General features: G+C 63.8%; 16 protein-coding genes. 9 read left to right on the top strand and 7 right to left on the bottom strand.

The features are described 5' to 3' along the window. The first annotated feature begins 25 nt into the window (after window positions 1–25). From odhB to sucD, 4 genes are all read left to right on the top strand, one after another. A complete protein-coding gene (odhB, locus tag FLQ03_RS03220) occupies window positions 26–1,279 on the top strand; it encodes a 2-oxoglutarate dehydrogenase complex dihydrolipoyllysine-residue succinyltransferase (RefSeq protein WP_144371959.1) in 1,254 nt (417 codons plus the stop codon). A gap of 99 nt (window positions 1,280–1,378) precedes the next feature. Further along, window positions 1,379–2,812 (top strand): dihydrolipoyl dehydrogenase, encoded by a 1,434-nt coding sequence (lpdA, locus tag FLQ03_RS03215; protein ID WP_144371957.1) that lies wholly within the window; start codon window positions 1,379–1,381, stop codon window positions 2,810–2,812. Window positions 2,813–2,988: 176 nt separating this feature from the next. Then, window positions 2,989–4,158, top strand: coding sequence for an ADP-forming succinate--CoA ligase subunit beta (gene sucC / locus FLQ03_RS03210; RefSeq protein WP_144371955.1), 1,170 nt, complete (start codon window positions 2,989–2,991; stop codon window positions 4,156–4,158). A gap of 27 nt (window positions 4,159–4,185) precedes the next feature. Further along, window positions 4,186–5,070, top strand: a complete 885-nt coding sequence (gene sucD / locus FLQ03_RS03205; protein WP_144371954.1) for a succinate--CoA ligase subunit alpha — start codon at window positions 4,186–4,188, stop codon at window positions 5,068–5,070. A 69-nt stretch (window positions 5,071–5,139) separates the two neighbouring features. Here the strand turns inward: sucD and FLQ03_RS03200 are convergent, their stop codons facing one another. The 3 genes from FLQ03_RS03200 to cadR all read right to left on the bottom strand — a co-directional run bounded on the left by FLQ03_RS03200 (window position 5,140) and on the right by cadR (window position 7,660). Then, window positions 5,140–5,988, bottom strand: coding sequence for a type 2 periplasmic-binding domain-containing protein (locus FLQ03_RS03200; RefSeq protein ID WP_144371953.1), 849 nt, complete (start codon window positions 5,986–5,988; stop codon window positions 5,140–5,142). Next, window positions 5,927–6,880 (bottom strand): LysR family transcriptional regulator, encoded by a 954-nt coding sequence (locus tag FLQ03_RS03195; RefSeq protein ID WP_144371952.1) that lies wholly within the window; start codon window positions 6,878–6,880, stop codon window positions 5,927–5,929. The genes FLQ03_RS03200 and FLQ03_RS03195 overlap by 62 nt, the downstream gene beginning before the upstream one ends. A gap of 348 nt (window positions 6,881–7,228) precedes the next feature. Next, window positions 7,229–7,660 (bottom strand): Cd(II)/Pb(II)-responsive transcriptional regulator, encoded by a 432-nt coding sequence (gene cadR / locus FLQ03_RS03190; protein WP_240802187.1) that lies wholly within the window; start codon window positions 7,658–7,660, stop codon window positions 7,229–7,231. Between the two features lie 76 nt (window positions 7,661–7,736). Here cadR and FLQ03_RS03185 point away from each other — a divergent pair, with 76 nt between their 5' ends. Together FLQ03_RS03185 and FLQ03_RS03180 are read left to right on the top strand one after the other, a co-directional pair. Continuing rightward, window positions 7,737–10,043, top strand: coding sequence for a heavy metal translocating P-type ATPase (locus tag FLQ03_RS03185; RefSeq protein ID WP_144371950.1), 2,307 nt, complete (start codon window positions 7,737–7,739; stop codon window positions 10,041–10,043). After that, complete coding sequence (locus tag FLQ03_RS03180; protein ID WP_206210837.1) at window positions 10,040–10,510, top strand: methyltransferase family protein; 471 nt, start codon at window positions 10,040–10,042, stop codon at window positions 10,508–10,510. The genes FLQ03_RS03185 and FLQ03_RS03180 overlap by 4 nt, the downstream gene beginning before the upstream one ends. A gap of 14 nt (window positions 10,511–10,524) precedes the next feature. On the opposite strand, the gene FLQ03_RS03175 is transcribed toward FLQ03_RS03180, so the two are convergent. The 3 genes from FLQ03_RS03175 to FLQ03_RS03165 form a co-directional block, all read right to left on the bottom strand. Continuing rightward, the gene (locus FLQ03_RS03175) at window positions 10,525–10,845 is read right to left on the bottom strand and encodes a YciI family protein (protein WP_144371948.1); all 321 of its coding nucleotides are present in this window, start codon (window positions 10,843–10,845) and stop codon (window positions 10,525–10,527) included. Further along, window positions 10,842–11,447: a putative metalloprotease CJM1_0395 family protein gene (locus tag FLQ03_RS03170; protein ID WP_144371947.1), complete on the bottom strand. Its 606-nt coding sequence runs from the start codon at window positions 11,445–11,447 to the stop codon at window positions 10,842–10,844. Before FLQ03_RS03170 ends, FLQ03_RS03175 begins: the two co-directional genes overlap by 4 nt. A gap of 90 nt (window positions 11,448–11,537) precedes the next feature. Continuing rightward, window positions 11,538–13,298, bottom strand: a complete 1,761-nt coding sequence (locus FLQ03_RS03165) for an ABC transporter ATP-binding protein (protein ID WP_144371945.1) — start codon at window positions 13,296–13,298, stop codon at window positions 11,538–11,540. A 79-nt stretch (window positions 13,299–13,377) separates the two neighbouring features. On the opposite strand from FLQ03_RS03165, the gene FLQ03_RS03160 reads away from it, so the two are divergent. The 3 genes from FLQ03_RS03160 to FLQ03_RS03150 are packed head-to-tail and all read left to right on the top strand — an operon-like array spanning window position 13,378 to window position 15,037. Further along, window positions 13,378–13,863, top strand: coding sequence for an acyl-CoA thioesterase (locus tag FLQ03_RS03160; RefSeq protein ID WP_144371943.1), 486 nt, complete (start codon window positions 13,378–13,380; stop codon window positions 13,861–13,863). Further along, window positions 13,860–14,426, top strand: a complete 567-nt coding sequence (locus FLQ03_RS03155; protein ID WP_144371941.1) for a GNAT family N-acetyltransferase — start codon at window positions 13,860–13,862, stop codon at window positions 14,424–14,426. Before FLQ03_RS03160 ends, FLQ03_RS03155 begins: the two co-directional genes overlap by 4 nt. Beyond that, complete coding sequence (locus FLQ03_RS03150) at window positions 14,360–15,037, top strand: TIGR01621 family pseudouridine synthase (RefSeq protein WP_144371939.1); 678 nt, start codon at window positions 14,360–14,362, stop codon at window positions 15,035–15,037. Before FLQ03_RS03155 ends, FLQ03_RS03150 begins: the two co-directional genes overlap by 67 nt. Before the next feature lie 221 nt (window positions 15,038–15,258). On the opposite strand, the gene FLQ03_RS03145 is transcribed toward FLQ03_RS03150, so the two are convergent. Further along, entirely contained in the window at window positions 15,259–16,629 is a 1,371-nt protein-coding gene (locus FLQ03_RS03145) for a peptide MFS transporter (RefSeq protein ID WP_144371938.1), read from the bottom strand. Window positions 16,630–16,936 lie beyond the last annotated feature (307 nt).

The following is a 16,936-nucleotide window of genomic DNA, read 5'->3' as shown; positions in this document are numbered from 1 at the left end:
CGCCGCCCCATAACGGAGAAGAACAATGGCCATTATCGAAGTCAAAGTCCCCCAGCTGCCGGAATCCGTGTCCGAAGCCACCCTGATGACCTGGCACAAGCAAGTCGGCCAGGCCGTTGCCCGCGACGAAAACCTGATCGACCTGGAAACCGACAAAGTGGTGCTGGAACTGCCGGCACCGCAAGCGGGTGTACTGGTGAAAATCGTTGAGCAAGACGGCGCCACCGTGACCTCCGGTCAGCTGATCGCCCACATCGATACCGAAGCCACCGCTGGCGCCAGCGCCCCGGCTGCTGCTGCCGCCCCGGCCGCTGCACCGGCTGCCGCCCCGGTACAAGCTGCCGTTACCGGCGGCGCTGCCATGCCGTCCGCTGCCAAACTGGCTGCCGAAACCGGCGTCAACCTGGCCGACGTTGCCGGCTCCGGCCGTGACGGTCGCATCCTGAAAGAAGACGTTGCTGCCGCCAAGCCGGCCGCTGCCCCGGCCCAGTCCGGCCCGGTGATCGCCGCTGCCGCCCCGTCCGCCGGCGTTGCCCTGGCGTCCACCCCGGCCATCAACGCTGCCGCCCTGACTTCCGGCCGTCCGGAACAGAGCGTGCCGATGTCCCGTCTGCGCCAGCGCGTGGCCGAGCGTCTGGTACTGTCGCAGCAAACCAACGCGATTCTGACCACTTTCAACGAAGTGAACATGAAGCCGCTGATGGACCTGCGCAACAAGTACAAAGACAAGTTCGAGAAAGAGCACGGCGTGAAGCTGGGCTTCATGGGCTTCTTTGTCAAAGCCGCAGTAGCTGCGCTGAAGAAATACCCGATCGTGAACGCCTCGGTTGACGGCAACAACATCATTTACCACGGTTACTTCGACATCGGCGTGGCCGTAGGCAGCCCGCGTGGTCTGGTGGTACCGGTGATCCGCAACGCCGACCAGCTGAGCCTGGCCGAGATCGAAAAACAGATCGCCGACTTCGGCAAGCGCGCCCAGGAAGGCAAGCTGACCGTGGACGAGCTGACTGGCGGTACCTACACCATCTCCAACGGCGGTACCTTCGGTTCCATGATGTCCACCCCGATCATCAACCCGCCGCAATCCGCCATTCTGGGCATGCACGCTACCAAAGAGCGCGCTGTCGTGGAAAACGGTCAGGTTGTGGTACGCCCGATGATGTACCTGGCCCAGTCCTACGACCACCGCATCATCGACGGCCGCGAAGCCGTGCTGTCGCTGGTGGCCATCAAGGACGCCATCGAAGATCCGGCTCGCCTGATCCTGGATCTGTAATCACCGCAGGCGGAGGCAGGCGCAGCCTGTCATCCGCCTTTCACGACGAACTGGCAGGCTGACCGCATGCGGCCAACCTGCCACAGGATAGAGAACACCATGTCCCAACAATTCGACGTAGTAGTGATCGGTGGCGGCCCCGGCGGTTACGTGGCAGCCATCCGTGCCGCCCAGCTGGGTTTCAACACCGCTTGCGTAGACGCCACCAAGAACCCGGAAGGCAAGCCTTCGCTGGGTGGTACCTGCCTGAACGTGGGCTGCATCCCGTCCAAGGCACTGCTGCAGTCTTCGGAAAACTTCCACGCCGTGCAGCACGACTTCCAGAAGCACGGCATCAGCGTGGAAGGCGCGCAGATGGACGTTGCCAAAATGCTGGCGCGCAAGAACGACATCATCACCAAGAACGCCGGTGGCATCAGCTTCCTGTTCAAGAAGAACAAGGTGGCCAACATCCACGGTCTGGCCACGCTGAAAGGCCGCCAGAACGAAAAGTGGGTGATCGAGGTGGCCGATAACGGCGCCGTGGTCGATACCCTGGAAGCCACCCACGTTATCATCGCCACCGGTTCCAGCCCGCGTCAGCTGCCGGGCCTGGCTACCGACAACCAGATCGTGCTGGACAACGAAGGCGCGCTGGCGCTGACTGCCGTTCCGGCCCGTCTGGGCGTGATCGGTGCCGGCGTGATCGGCCTGGAAATGGGTTCGGTATGGAAGCGCCTGGGCGCCGACGTCACCATCCTGGAAGCGGCGCCGACTTTCCTGGCCGCTGCCGACCAGCAGATTGCCAAGGAAGCGTTCAAGACCCTGACCAAAGACACCGGTCTGGACATCAAACTGGGCGTGAAAATCGGCGACATCGTCAAAGGCGACAACGGCGTGACCGTCAACTACGAGCTGAACGGCGAAGCCGTGAAGGCCGAGTTCGACAAGCTGATCGTGTCCATTGGCCGCGTGCCGAACACCCAGGGCCTGGGTGGTGCCAACGTGAACCTGCAGATGGACGAGCGCGGCTTCATCGTGGTGGACGACCACTGCCACACCAACCTGCCGAACGTGTGGGCTATCGGTGACGTGGTACGTGGCCCGATGCTGGCGCACAAAGCGTCGGAAGAAGGCGTGGCCGTGGCCGAGCGCATCGCTGGCCAGAAGCCGCACGTCGATTTCGGGGTGATCCCGTGGGTGATCTACACCAGCCCGGAAATCGCCTGGGTCGGCAAGACCGAAGAGCAGCTGAAGGCAGAAGGCATCGAGTACAAGAAGGGCACCTCCGGTTTTGCGGCCAACGGCCGTGCGCTGGGTCTGGGTCAGGCACAAGGTACCGTCAAGCTCCTGGCTTGCGCCAAGACCGACCGTATCCTGGGCCTGCACATGATCGGCCCGATGGTGTCCGAACTGGTGACCGAAGGCGTGGTATCCATGGAATTCAAAGCCGCCAGCGAAGACCTGGCGCGCATCGTCCATGCTCACCCGAGCCTGTCCGAAGTGGTACACGAAGCTGCCCTGGCCGCCGACAAGCGCGCGCTGCACGGCTAAAAGAACAGGCAGCAGGCCGCGCACTTTCAAGGTAAAGTGCCGGCCGCGCTGCAACCTGCTTGTTGTGGATATCGATAATCGCACCGCCCTGTAGTCAAGGCGGTACAATCCCGACATCTCAGGCATAGCAAGGTTGGCCGCAAGGCCAGCCAACTATCCACCCGAAAGGAAAGTTAATGAACCTGCACGAATACCAAGCGAAAGAGCTGCTGGCCAAATACGGCCTGCCGGTGCAAAAAGGCATTCTGGCCACCACACCGGAAGAAGCTGCTGCTGCCTACGATCAGCTGGGCGGCAAGTTTGCCGTTGTTAAAGCCCAGGTCCACGCTGGTGGCCGCGGTAAAGCCGGTGGCGTGAAAGTGGTGAAAAGCCGCGAAGAAGCCGCTGACGTTGCCAAGACCCTGATCGGCACCAACCTGGTGACCTATCAGACCGACGCTGCCGGCCAACCGGTAAACAGCGTGCTGGTATGCGAAGACATGTACCCGGTACAGCGCGAACTGTACCTGGGCGCCGTGGTAGACCGCGGTTCCCAGCGCGTGGTGTTCATGGTGTCCACCGAAGGTGGCGTGGAAATCGAAAAAGTTGCCGAAGAAACCCCGGAAAAGATCATCAAGATCGAAGTAGACCCGCTGGTTGGCATGCAGCCGTTCCAGACCCGTGACGCGGCTTTCGCGCTGGGCTTGTCCGGTTCCCAGGTTGCGGCTTTCAGCAAGCTGATGCTGGGTGCCTACAACGCCTTCGTGGAAAACGACTTCGCCCTGTTCGAAGTGAACCCGCTGGCGCTGCGTGAAAACGGCGAACTGGCTTGCGTTGACGGCAAGATCAACCTGGACTCCAACGCCCTGTACCGTCACCCGGCCCTGCTGGCCCAGCGCGACAAGTCGCAGGAGAACGAGCGTGAAGTGAAAGCTTCCGAGTTCGACCTGAACTACGTGGCCCTGGAAGGCAACATCGGCTGCATGGTAAACGGCGCCGGTCTGGCCATGGCGACCATGGACATCATCAAGCTGAAGGGCGGCCAACCGGCCAACTTCCTGGACGTGGGCGGCGGCGCAACCAAAGAGCGCGTGATCGAAGCGTTCAAGCTGATCCTGGCTGATACCTCGGTACAAGGCGTGCTGATCAACATCTTCGGCGGCATCGTACGTTGCGACATGATTGCCGAAGCGATCATCGCTGCCGTGAAAGAAGTGAACGTGACCGTTCCGGTGGTGGTACGTCTGGAAGGCAACAACGCCGAACTGGGTGCCAAGATCCTGGACGAATCCGGTCTGAAACTGACCTCCGCCCAGGGCCTGAACGACGCAGCCGAGAAGATCGTTGCTGCTGTTGCCGCCCTGTAATCACCTGCACCGCATAAGGATTTCAAAATGAGCGTATTGGTAAACAAAGATACGAAAGTGCTGGTGCAAGGTTTCACCGGCAAGAACGGTACTTTCCACGCCGAACAGGCGCTGAAAGTGGGCACCAAGGTGGTTGGCGGTGTCACCCCGGGCAAAGGTGGCAGCGAGCACCTGGGCCTGCCGGTATTCAACACCATGAAAGACGCCGTACGCGAAACCCAGGCTGACGCTTCGGTTATCTACGTACCGGCAGCTTTCGCCAAAGACTCCATCCTGGAAGCCATCGACAGCGGCGTGAAGCTGATCGTGTGCATCACCGAAGGCGTGCCCACCCTGGACATGCTGTACGTGAAAAAAGCCGTGGACGAAGCAGGCATCCGCCTGATCGGCCCGAACTGCCCGGGTATCATCACCCCGGGTGAGTGCAAGATCGGCATCATGCCGTGGCACATTCACAACCCGGGCCGCATCGGTATCGTGTCCCGCTCCGGCACCCTGACCTACGAAGCTGTGGCACAAACCACCGCCCTGGGTCTGGGTCAGTCCACTTGCATCGGTATCGGCGGCGACCCGATCCCGGGTACCAGCCACATCGACGCCCTGAAACTGTTCCAGGACGATCCGGATACCGACGCCATCGTGATGATCGGTGAAATCGGTGGTACCGCCGAAGAAGAAGCGGCCGAATTTGCCAAGCAGTACGTGACCAAGCCGGTAGTAGGTTACATCGCTGGTGTGACCGCTCCGAAAGGCAAACGCATGGGCCACGCCGGCGCCATCATCTCTGGCGGCAAAGGTACTGCCGAAGAGAAGTTCAAGGCGTTCGAGCGTGCAGGCATCGCCTACACCCGTAGCCCGGCTGAAATCGGCAAGACCATGTTCGAACTGCTGAAAAGCAAAGGCATGATCTAAGCATCGGCCACGTCCGATAGCAAAACGCCACCGTTCGCGGTGGCGTTTTTTTATTGTCTGCTGTGGATGTCAGGGGCGGTACCACAGCTCCTTGCGCTGCAAGGGGGTGGTCGGGGGCAAAAGCGGGTTGGACAAGTCGATGATGCGGCGCTTGTCCAGCCGCAGTGCGCGTAGTGCCGGGCCATGGTGCTGCTGAAAAAGCGCATCGAAGCTGCCGTCACGCACCGCTTTTTCCAAGCCGCGTGTCAGCATGCGGGCCAGCTCGGGCCGTTGTGGGCGCACAAAAAAATAGAAGGCAGCCGGGTAGCGCAACAGGATGTGCCGGTCGATAACCAGCCCCAGATCGGCATGGGTACGCTGTTCGTTGATGACCTCGATGACACTACGCGGAAAGTAGTCGAAACGGCGCTGTAGCAGCATGCTGAACAGCGGTTCATAGTCGGGGGTGGTCACCACCGGCAGACCGGCGTGCTGCAGGATGGCGGTATCGGGCCAGTCGTGTTCCTGGCCGGCAGTCAATTTGGCCAATGCAGCGGCAGTGTCGATTTTGGCCAGCAGTTCGCTACGGTCGGGGCGCAGTAGCGCCACGCGCCAACCGATCAGGCCTTTATACAGTGGAATGCGCACCGGTAGCAGCCGCTGCTCGCGTTCGGCGCTGGTCATGGTCCACATCACGTCGATCTGGCCTTGCGGCCGTTGCATCTCCTGGATGGCGCGTCCTTGCACCATGGCCGGGCCGGAGTAGAGCTGACACTGTTCGCCGGCCTTGTCGCAGGCCAGACGTAGCAGTGCCAGCATGTAGGCCAGTTGCGGGTCACCCTTGGTCGGCAGTACCGGGTAGTTGATCTGGACCGGGTTAGCCAGACAACGCGCCACCAGTAACAGGCTGGCCAGCAAGGGCAGTAAGCGGGTTCTCATCGTGGTGGCTATCCAGCAGCAGTTCGCGGGTCAGCGTGATCCAGGCGCGGGCAGCATGAGAAAGGTAGCTGTCTTTCTTCCAGATCAGGCCCAGATGCCAGGTGATGCGCTCGTCGTCGATCGGTACCACGTCGAAGCGGTCGCGCTCCAGCTGGCCGGCAATGGCCTGCGGTAGCAGGGCGATGCCCAGTCTAGCGGCCACCATGGCAACGATAAAATCCCAGTGTGCGCTGCGGCCGGCGATGTTGACGCTTTTCCCCATCATGCGAAAGGCATCGCTGATGCGGATGGTGAGCGAGAAATCTTCCGGATAAAACACGATAGGGTGGTCGGCCAGGTCCGGCAGGGTGACGCGCGGCCAACCTTGCCACGGGCTGCCGGCCGGTGCCACCAGGCACAGGCGGTCGCGTACCAGGCTCAGGCTGTTGAAGGTGTTGTCGTCCACCGGCAGCACCGCGGCGCCGATTTCCAGGTTGCCGGAGCGGATGCTGCTTTCAATCGCCAGCGCGCCGTCTTCCACCATTTTCAGTTCCACGCCGGGGTAGCGGTCGCGGAAAGCGCCCACCACCGGCGCAAAGAAGGCACCGCCCGCCATCGGCGGCAGGCCCACCACCAGCTCGCCGCGCGCCAGCGACGCCAGGTCGGCCAGCGCGTTCTTCAGCCGCAGCTGCGCCGCCAGCACGTCTTGCCCGCGCAGATAGACCACGCGGCCGGCATCGGTAAGCTGGAAGCTCTTGCCCTCGCGGATCAACAGCGGGGTACCCAACTCGTCTTCCAGCTGCTTCACCATCTTGCTGATGGTGGGCTGGGTGACAAACAGGGCTTCGGCTGCCCGGGTGAAGTTTTGCTGCCGAACCAGCTCGGCAAAATAGCGCAGCGCCTTGATGTCCATTTTGATTCCAGTTTGGAATTGTTTTGATAATTTTAATTCATTTTTAGAATGTAATAAACCTACGTATACTCCAAATCACTCTCTGTGTTGTGTTGTGGCTCGTAAACGCAGCAGGTGTGTTCCGCTTGAAGCGGCCAAGGATTCTCCTCCCGACGCCGTTGCGAACACTTGCTGTCTGCCACTGGCGGTTTCCGCCGATGGTATAGGCACCAGCCTAGTGCTGGTTCAGGATTGACTGGTGCCTCGTACATCCGGGGATTGTGTACGAGGTGAATCCTCTGTATTCCCCTTACGAGCGTTGTTAGGCCGGCTACCAAGCCGGCTTTTTTTTTGCCTGCGCGGCTGGGGTCAGTCGCTATGGCAGGCGCAGGCTTCGCCGCTGGCGGCGTCGTCCAGCGTTTTCAGGATGCCGCAGTCGGCCAGTGTATGCGGGCTGTCGCAGCGGGCGCGCAGCTGCAGCAGTTGCTGCTCCAGCCGCTGCAAGGCCTCGATCTGGCTGTGCACGCGCTGGATCTGTTCGTCGATCAGCGCGTTGACGCGATCGCACGGCTCGGCGGCCGGCTGCTGGTGAAAGCCGGCCAACAGCCGGATATCGGCCAGCGGCATGCCCAGCGAGCGGCAGTGCAGGATGAAGGCCAGTTGTTCCAGATGCGGCTGTTCATAACGGCGGTAGCCGCTGCTGCTACGTGATGGCGCGGGCAGCAAGCCTTCGCGCTCGTAATAGCGGATGGTTTCCGTTTCGCAGCCGGTGCGTTTTGCCAGTTCGCCGATTTGCATCATCGTTCTCCTTCGGGGCTTGACCTTATAGTAGCTACAGGGTTTGCAATAAGACAAGCACGCTTCTGTGGAGACCAGCATGGCCCTGTACCAACCCAAACCCGGCAGCAAGATCATCCCCGTTGCCGTGGCGCAGCCGCATACTGCCCGCCACGACCACGACCACGACCACGACCACGACCACGACCATAGCCATAGCCATAGCCATAGCCACGACCAGGCCGCCTGCTGCAGTGGCGACGCCTGCAGCAGCACGCTGACGGCAGCCCCGGCAGCAGCCGATGCGCCGGCAGGCAGCACGGCGTGGCGGCTGGCCATTCCGGCCATGGACTGCCCCACCGAAGGGCGGCTGGTAGACAAGGTGCTGGCCGACGTGACCGGCGTGCTGCGCGTGGATTTCAATTACATCGAGCGCACGGTCACCGTGCACCAGCGCGACGCCAGCCTGGCCGAAGTGCAGGCTGCACTGGCCAGCACCGGCATGCCGGCACGGTTGCTGACCGCACACGAGGCCGACGCACCGGTAGCGGCGCCGTTAGAAAGCCGCGGCCAACTGTGGTTGGCCGGCCTGCTGGCCGCAGCCGCCGAGGGCGCCGTGCTGGCCGGTGCCAGCGACGGCGCCTGGTGGGTCGCCGCGCTGGCCATGGCCTCGATGCTGGCCGGTGGCCGCACTACCGCCCGCAAGGGCTGGTACGCACTGAAGCTGCGCACACTCAATATCTACTTTCTGATGAGCCTGGCCGTGCTGGGCGCCATGGTGCTGCAGCAGTGGCCGGAGGCGGCAATGGTGCTGTTCCTGTTTGCACTGTCGGAAAAGCTGGAGGCGCTGTCGCTGGCGCGCGCCGGCGAGGCGGTGCGCAGCCTGATGGCGTTGAAGCCGGATAGCGCCTGGGTAGAAGTGGCGGGCCAGTGGCAGGCCGTCCCGAGCGACAGCCTGCAAGTGGGCCGCGTAGTACGGGTGCGCCCCGGCGAGCGCGTGCCGCTGGATGGCGTCATCGTCAGCGGCCGCAGCGACTTTAACGAAGCGCCGATTACCGGCGAGAGCCTGCCGCTGGACAAGGGCGAGGGCGATGCCGTGTTTGCCGGTGCCATCAACGGTCAGGGGCTGGTGTTGGTGCAGGTGACGGCGGCGGCTGATGGCAGCGTGCTGGCGCGCATCATCCGCAGCGTGCGCGACGCGCAGGCCGGCAAGGCCGCCACCCAGCGCTTCATCGACCGTTTTGCGGCGGTGTACACCCCCATCGTGGTGGCCGTGGCGGTGCTGCTGGCACTGGGCCTGCCACTGGCCGGCGTGATGACGTGGCAAGCGGCGCTGTACCAGGCGCTGGTGCTGCTGGTGATTGCCTGCCCGTGCGCGCTGGTGATCGCCACCCCGGTCACGCTGGTGTCGGCGCTGTCGTCGGCGGCGCGGCGCGGCATGCTGGTCAAGGGTGGCGCCGCGCTGGAGGCGGCGGCTCGCATTCGTTACCTGGCGCTGGACAAGACCGGCACGCTTACCCGTGGCGAGCCGGTAATCGCCGACATCCTGCTGCAGCCCTCCGGCCCGGCGCGCGACGCCGTGCTGCAGGTAGCGGCCAGCCTGGAAGCGCACTCTACCCATCCGCTGGCGCGGGCGGTGCTGCAAGCCGCCGCCGGTATACCGCTGCTGGCCGCGACCGACTTGCAAGAAACTGCCGGCGAAGGCGTACAGGCCACGGTGGGGGGCCAGCGCTGGGCGCTGGGTAACCGCCGCCTGCTGGCCCGGCTGGGGGCCGATATCACGCCATGGCTGCCACGCGTGCCCGACGGTAGCGGCGAGATGTGGCTGTGCCGCGATGGCGAACCGCAGGCGTTGCTGCTGGTGGCCGATGCGCTGCGCCCGGACGCGGTGGCGGCAGTGGCGCAGTTACAGCAGATGGGCATTGCGCTGACGGTGCTGTCCGGCGACCAGCAGGCGGTGGTTGGCCGCACCGCGGCGCAAGCCGGTATTGGCGAGGCGCTGGGCGGCCTGCTGCCGGATGACAAGCTGGCACATATCCGTCGCCTGGCGCAGCAGGGGCCGGTAGCGATGGTGGGCGACGGCGTCAACGACGCGCCGGCGCTGGCGCAGGCCGAGCTGGGCATCGCCATGGGTGCTGCGGGTTCCGATACCGCGCTGGAAACCGCGCAGGTGGCGCTGATGGAAGACCGCCTCGACAAGCTGCCGCAGCTGTTTGCCCACGCCCGCCGCAGCATGGCGGTACTGCGCGCCAATATCGTGCTGGCCTTGGGCATCAAGCTACTGTTCTTCATTCTGGCGCTGGCTGGCGTGGCTACGCTGTGGATGGCGGTGTTTGCCGACGTGGGCGCCAGCCTGCTGGTGATCTTCAACGGCCTGCGCCTGGCGCGGGTAGGGAGAGCCGCATGATGCGCTGGCTGGCGTGCCGCATTCCGCCGCCATTGCTGGCTTTGCTGTGCGGCTGGGGCATGGCGCTGGCCGCACGACGTTGGCCGCAGTGGCCGCTGTCTTTGCCGGAGGGTGTCAGTCTGGCCGTGAGCGGAGGGCTGTTGCTGCTGGCGGTGTGGCTGGAAGGCAGCGCGGTGTGGGCGTTTGTGCGGCGGCGCACCACCCTCAGCCCGCTACAGCCACAGCGCAGTAGCCAGCTGGTGGTGTCGGGCTTTTACCGTTTCAGCCGTAACCCGATGTATCTGGGCATGCTGTGCCTGCTGCTGGCTTGGGGCGTGTGGCTGGGGCAGGCCGTAGCCCTGGCCGGGCCACTGTTGTGGGGGCTGTGGATCGATCGGCTGCAGATCGTGCCGGAAGAGCGCGCCTTGCGGGCGCGTTTCGGTGACGCCTACGCCGCGTATTGCCAGCGCGTCCGCCGTTGGCTGTAAACGCCCGGCAGGGCTTACACCTTCATGCCGCGCATGCCGCTGATACGGAACGGAAACAGCTCACCGCGCATCACGCCGCCGGTTATCACCGGGTCGGCCTGCATGATGCGACGCGCTTCATCCTCGATGCCGGTATTGACCAGCACCATGCTGAACACGCGTTCATCGTTGGTGGTGGTGCGACCGAACAGCGTCACCTTTCCGGCCAGGCACAAGTCGTCCAGGTAGCAGGTGTGCTGGCTGATGCATTCGGCTTCGTGGTCGCTCAGGCCGCTGCGCAGCATGTCCGGCCGGGTAGGGTGCAACAGGTAAAGGTAGTGATGCATGGTGGTCATGCCCGTGTATCAATGCCGCGACCTTGCAGGGCGGGGGCCGTGCTGTCTTGCGGCTGGTAAGTTCTTGCAATGTTGTTGCCCCCCTGCCGGGCGGCGGCTTGTTCTGCCTGCGCCTGCAGCGCCATCTGTCTGGCTTGTGCGGCCACGGCTTGGTCCTGGCCGGAAGGTTCAGCGGGGGCCAGTGCGGCACGCTCCACGGCACGCGCCTTGCGTAGCGTTTCTTCCGGCGTACGCCCCGGGCTGACGTCGATGTTGACGTGGCCGCCCACCGCGTAACGCTGCCCGTCCGGCCCTTGCTGGTAACTGTAGCTGGGGCCGCTGACGCTGAGCCCGCCAGCAGCGGCGATATGCGCCTGCTCGTGGGCGCGCACTTCGCGGTCGCGCGCTTTCAGCTTGTCTACCTGCTGCTGTTCTTCCTCGCTTAATGCAGCTACACCCTTTTGGCCACGGCCCGTTCCGCCAGGCGCTTCCGCTGGCGTGCTGGTCACGCTGGCGGCCAGGCAACGGCTGCACTGACAGCCCGGACTACAGGCCGTCATCATCTTTGCCGGGCTGGCGTAAGCGCTGCCGTAGTTGGCCGCAGAGAGGGCGCCGATACTCATTTCGATGACAGTTTGCTGCGTTGTCTATAAGCATAGACCATAAAAAAAGGCCTGCAGATGAAGGCAGGCCTGATGTTCATGCTGGTGTGCTCAGCTTTCGCGCTCGCCCGTCTGCAGGCGCCACAGCGCAGCGTAGCTGCCCTGCTGTGCCAGCAGTACCTCATGCGTGCCCGATTCGATGATGCTGCCTTGCTCCATCACGTGAATGCAGTCGGCGTGGCGCACGGTGGACAGCCGATGGGCAATCACCAGCGTGGTGCGGCCACGCGATACCACGTCCAGCGAGCGCTGGATGGCGGCCTCGGTTTCGTTATCCACCGCGCTGGTGGCTTCGTCCAGCACCAGGATGCGCGGGTCTTTCAGGATGGCGCGGGCCAGCGCCAGGCGCTGGCGCTGGCCGCCGGACAGCTTCTGGCCGCGCTCGCCCACCGGCGTGTCGTAGCCCTGCGGCAGCTGCTGGATGAACGCGTGCGCCTCGGCAGCGCGCGCGGCGGCTTCGATGGCGTCGCGGTCAACCTTACCCATGCCGTAGGCGATGTTGTCAGCCACGCTGCCGTCGGTGAGGAACACGTCCTGGCTGACGTAGCCGATTTGGCGGCGCAGGTCGGTCAGCGACAGGGTACGGATATCCTGGCCGTCCAGGCGGATGCTGCCGCTACCGGCATCGTAGAAACGCAGCAGCAGCTTGATCAGCGTGCTCTTGCCCGAACCGGTGGCGCCGACAAAGGCCACGGTGCGGCCGGCAGGGATGGTGAGCGACACATTGTGCAACACGGTGAGGTCGCCGTAGCCGAATGACAGGTTTTCGAAAGCCAGCTGGCCCGATACTGTGCCGGCAGGCAGCGCCTTGCCATCGTAGGGGATGGTGACCGGCGTGGCCAGCACGCCCAGCACGCGGTCGATGGCGGTCATCGAGCGCTGGTACAAGTCGGCAATGTCGGCCAGGCCCACCAGCGGCCACAGCAGGCGCTGCGTCAGGTACACCAGCACCGAATAGCTGCCGACGCCGATATCGCCGTGCAGCGCCAGCCAGCCGCCGTACACCAGCGTCACCACGAAGCCGGCCAGGATGGCCATGCGGATCACCGGGATGATGGCCGACGACAGGCGGATGGCGCGCGCGTTGGTGGTGCGGTAGTGCTCGCTGGCGTCGCGGATATGCTCGGCCTCGAACGTTTCGGCGGTAAACGCCTTGATGGTGGCAATGCCCAGCAGGTTGTTGTTGAGGCGGCCGTTGATCACGCCAGCCGCTTCGCGCACCGCGCTGTAGCGCGGCGCAATGCGTTTCTGGAACCAGAAGGTGCCCACCAGGATCAGCGGCACCGGAAACAGCGCCATCATCGCCAGTTGCGGCGCCAGGTAAAAGAACACGCCGCCCACCATAATGGAGGAACACACCACCTGGATGATGCTGTTGGCGCCGCCGTTGAGGAAGCGCTCCATCTGGTTGATGTCGTCGTTGAGGATGGACATCAGATTGCCGGTGCTCTTATCCTCGAAATACGACAGCGGCAGCTGCTGCACGTGGCGGTAGGCGTCCAGCCGCAGTTCGTGCTGCAGGTTTTGCGCCAGGTTGCGCCAGCGTAGCTGGTACAGGTACTCGAACAGCGATTCGCCGGCCCAGATCAGCACGGTAAGGGCGCCCAGCCACAGCAGCTGCTCGAAGCTGTCGGTAATGCCCAGCCGGGCCAGGAACGAGTCCTGCTTGCTGACGACCACATCCACGGCCACGCCGATCAGCACTTCGGGCAGGATGTCGAAAAACTTGTTGGTAGCGGAAAACAACGTTGCCAGCCACGCGTCGCGCCGGTAGGCGCTGGCGTAGCGGAAAAGCCGGGACAGGGAAGACATGGTGCCGGTATGCCGTAGGGGGGAGGGGGCGTCGATTTTACGCCGCCATGCAAAAAGAATGAAACAGGAATGACTATCAATGAGCGAACACTCTGTTAACCAGCGCGAACTCACCATGTCGGTGCTGATGACGCCGGATATGGCCAACTTCTCCGGCAACGTGCACGGCGGCGTGCTGCTGAAACTGCTGGACCAGGTGGCCTACGCGTGCGCCAGCCGCTACGCCGGCTGTTACGTGGTGACGCTGTCGGTAGACCAGGTGCTGTTCAAGCAGCCCATCCACGTGGGCGAGATGGTCACCTTCCTGGCCAGCGTCAACCACGTTGGCCGCACCTCGATGGAAGTGGGCATCAAGGTGGTAGCCGAAAACATCCAGCAGCGCACCGTGCGCCACACCAATAGCTGTTACTTCACCATGGTGGCCTGGGCCGACGGCAAGGCGGTGCCGGTGCCGCCGCTGTCGCTGGACAGCGACGTCCACCGCAAGCGCTTCCGCGAAGCCGAAATCCGCAAGCAGATGCGGCTGGAAGCCGAGCAACGCATGCAGCAGGCCACGGTGTCATGAGCCACGGGCTGCTGCCGCTGCCGGCCTCGGACAAGCTGCGCGCCTACGCCGTGTACTGCGACGGCATGCAGGGCAAGCTCAGCCGCTGCCAGGGCTGGGACGCGCAGCTGCAGCGCCAGGGCTTCGAGCAGAGTTTTGCCGACGGCACCTTGTTCTGGTACCGCCACGGCGGGCAGGAGGTTGCGCTGGTTAGCCTGTCGCGGCGGCCGTACGGCCTGCACATCCACCTGCTGGTGGTGCTGGCGCCGTGGCGGCGCCAGGGCATGGGGCGGCGGGTACTGGCGGTGCTGCACCAGCTCAGCCGTGGCCGCGTTACGCTGTGCTGCCTGCGCGACGACAAACCGGTGCGCGCCTTCTACGCCGAAATGGGCTACCGCGTCGCCGGCCGCGACGACGACTTCCTGCGGCTGGAATGGCCCGGCCTGCAGGTGCAGCCGGCGCTTGGGGCCGACGCCGGCATCGCCTACAATGCGCGTCCCAGTCGAGAAACCCCGCCATGTCCGCCTTCCAGCTCGTATACAGCCACCCCCGCTTCCACCTCGTCCACAAGGCCCCCGGCCTAGGTTTTCATCGCGAAGGCGATACCCCCGGCTTGATGGATTTGCTGCGCGAGGCACTGCCCGGCGACGCGCTGTGGCCGGTGCACCGGCTGGACCGCATTACCAGCGGCCTGATCGTGGTAGCGCGCAGCCAGCAGGACGCCGCCGAGCTGGGCGCCGCCTTTGCCGGCCGCGACGTGGAAAAGTACTACCTGGCACTGTCGGACGCCAAGCCGGCGCGCAAGCAGGGCCTGATCAAGGGCGATATGGACAAGGGCCGTGGCGGCGCCTGGAAGCTGTGCAAAAGCGCGGCCAACCCTGCCGTGACGCAGTTTTTCAGCCACAGCCTGGCGCCCGGCCTGCGCCTGTTCGTGCTGCGCCCGCGCACCGGCAAGACCCACCAGCTGCGGGTGGCGATGAAGTCGCTGGGCGCGCCCATCCTGGGCGATGCGCTATACGGCGGCAGCGCCGCCGACCGCGGTTACCTGCACGCTTACGCGCTGGCGTTCACGCTGGCCGGCGAAACGCACCGCTTTGTGTGCCCGCCGGTGTGGGGCGAACGTTGGCCGCAAGCAGCGCTGGCCGATTACCTGGCGGCCAACCCGCCGGCCGGCTTGCCGTGGCCGGTGCTGTAAGCGCTTGCCGGCCTTGAGGCAGGCAGGAAAAAAGCCGGTCGCGTGCGCGAACCGGCTTTTTTATCGATGTAGCAGGCTGGTGAACGTATTCACGCTCTTGCGAGCGGGCGCGAGACAAGGCGAAAGTGACTGAGGCAGCGCAGTTTACACATGGTAAATGAGCATGCCGAAGGCGCTTTTAACGCCGTATCGCCCACGCGCAGCAGACCGTGCACGTATGCTTAGCCCAAGCCGTGCATCATTTTCTTCAGCTTGCCCGACAGCAGGAACAGCACCAGCGCGGCGCCGCCAGCCATCAGCACGAACAGCATGAAGAAGTCGTGCAGGTTGGACACGGTGTAGCCCATGAACACCGGCAGCGGCTTGCCCGGCTCCGGGTACAGGCCGGACAGCACGCCGGCAAACTTGTTGGCCAGTGCGCTGGACAGGAACCACACGCCCATCATCATCGATACCAGGCGTGCCGGCGACAGCTTCACCACCAGCGACAGGCCGATCGGCGACAGGCACAGCTCGCCGAAGGTGTGGATGCTGTACAGGCTGATCAGCCACAGCATGCTTACTTTCACGCCCGGCTCCAGACCGTTCACGCCCAGCGCGATGATCAGGTAACCGATGGCCAGCAGCAGCAGGCCGATGGCCATTTTCATCGGCGAGTTCGGCTCCAGGCCCTTCTTGCCCAGCGTCAGCCACAGCCAGGCAAACAGCGGCGCGCACACCACGATCACTACCGGGTTGATGCTCTGGAAGAACGAGGCCGGCACCGTCCAGCCCAGCAGCTGGCGGTTGGTCTGTTCTTCGGCAAAGAAGGTCAGCGAGGCGCCGGCCTGCTCGAAGGCGGACCAGAAAAAGATCACGAACGCCGACAGCAGCATGATCACCGCCAGACGGTCTTTTTCTTCGCGCGTCAGCGGCGCGTGCTGGATCTTCTCGCCGCTTTCATGGTGACGCTTGGGCGGCAGGCCGATGGCAGCGCCTTCCGGCGTTACCAGGTAGCGGTTGCGGAAGCTCAGGAACAGCGCCAGCGACAGCAGCATGCCGATACCGGCGGCCAGGAAGCCCCACTTGAAGTCGGCTGGGTGGCCGGTATCGCCCAGCGTGCCGCACACCAGCGGCGCCAGCAGCGCACCGGCGTTGATGCCCATGTAGAACAGGGTGAAAGCGGAGTCCACGCGCTTGTCGCCGGCCGGGTACAGCTGGCCCACCATCGACGAGATGTTCGGTTTGAACAGGCCGTTACCGGCGATCAGCAGCGCCAGGCCGCCGAACATCAGCGGGGTGGCGGTGGCCGGCTGCTGGTACAGCGTGGCGGCAAAGAACATGGCGAACTGGCCGGCGGCCATCAACAGCGCGCCGCTGACGATGGCGCGGCGGTTGCCCCAATAGCGGTCGGCAATGTAGCCGCCCAGCAGCGGCGCAAAGTACACCAGGCCGGTGTAGCTGCCGTAGATTTCGGAGGCGTAGGCCTTGTCGAACATCAGCGCCTTCACCATGAACAGCACGAAGATGGCGCGCATGCCGTAGTAGCTGAAGCGTTCCCACATTTCGGTCACGAACAGCAAGTACAGACCGCGAGGGTGTTGTCGGTACATGAGGGTCTTTCTCTAGTAGTGAGTGAGGTGCACAGTCCTGTTTTTATCGGGGCGGACTTTGGCAAGGCGTCGGATTGTGCTGATGCTTTGGCGTTAATGCAATAGAAAAATGCGCCAAAATGAACATTTATGGCGTTATATTGTAATAAATTGGTGAAACTTATTTGATATGCATATTCTTATAGTGTAAATATTCCAGAGCTGATTTGTGGTTTTCACTATCGAATTGCTGCGGTGAAGCATCGATAAATCTTGCTGCCAGCCGGCCGCTGGCGTAGGCTGCAGTGTGGCCCGCGCGGCCACCCGA

The sequence above is a fragment of the Vogesella urethralis genome (assembly GCF_007644045.2).
GTDB lineage: Bacteria > Pseudomonadota > Gammaproteobacteria > Burkholderiales > Chromobacteriaceae > Vogesella > Vogesella urethralis.
This window is presented reverse-complemented; position numbering and strand designations above follow the sequence as displayed.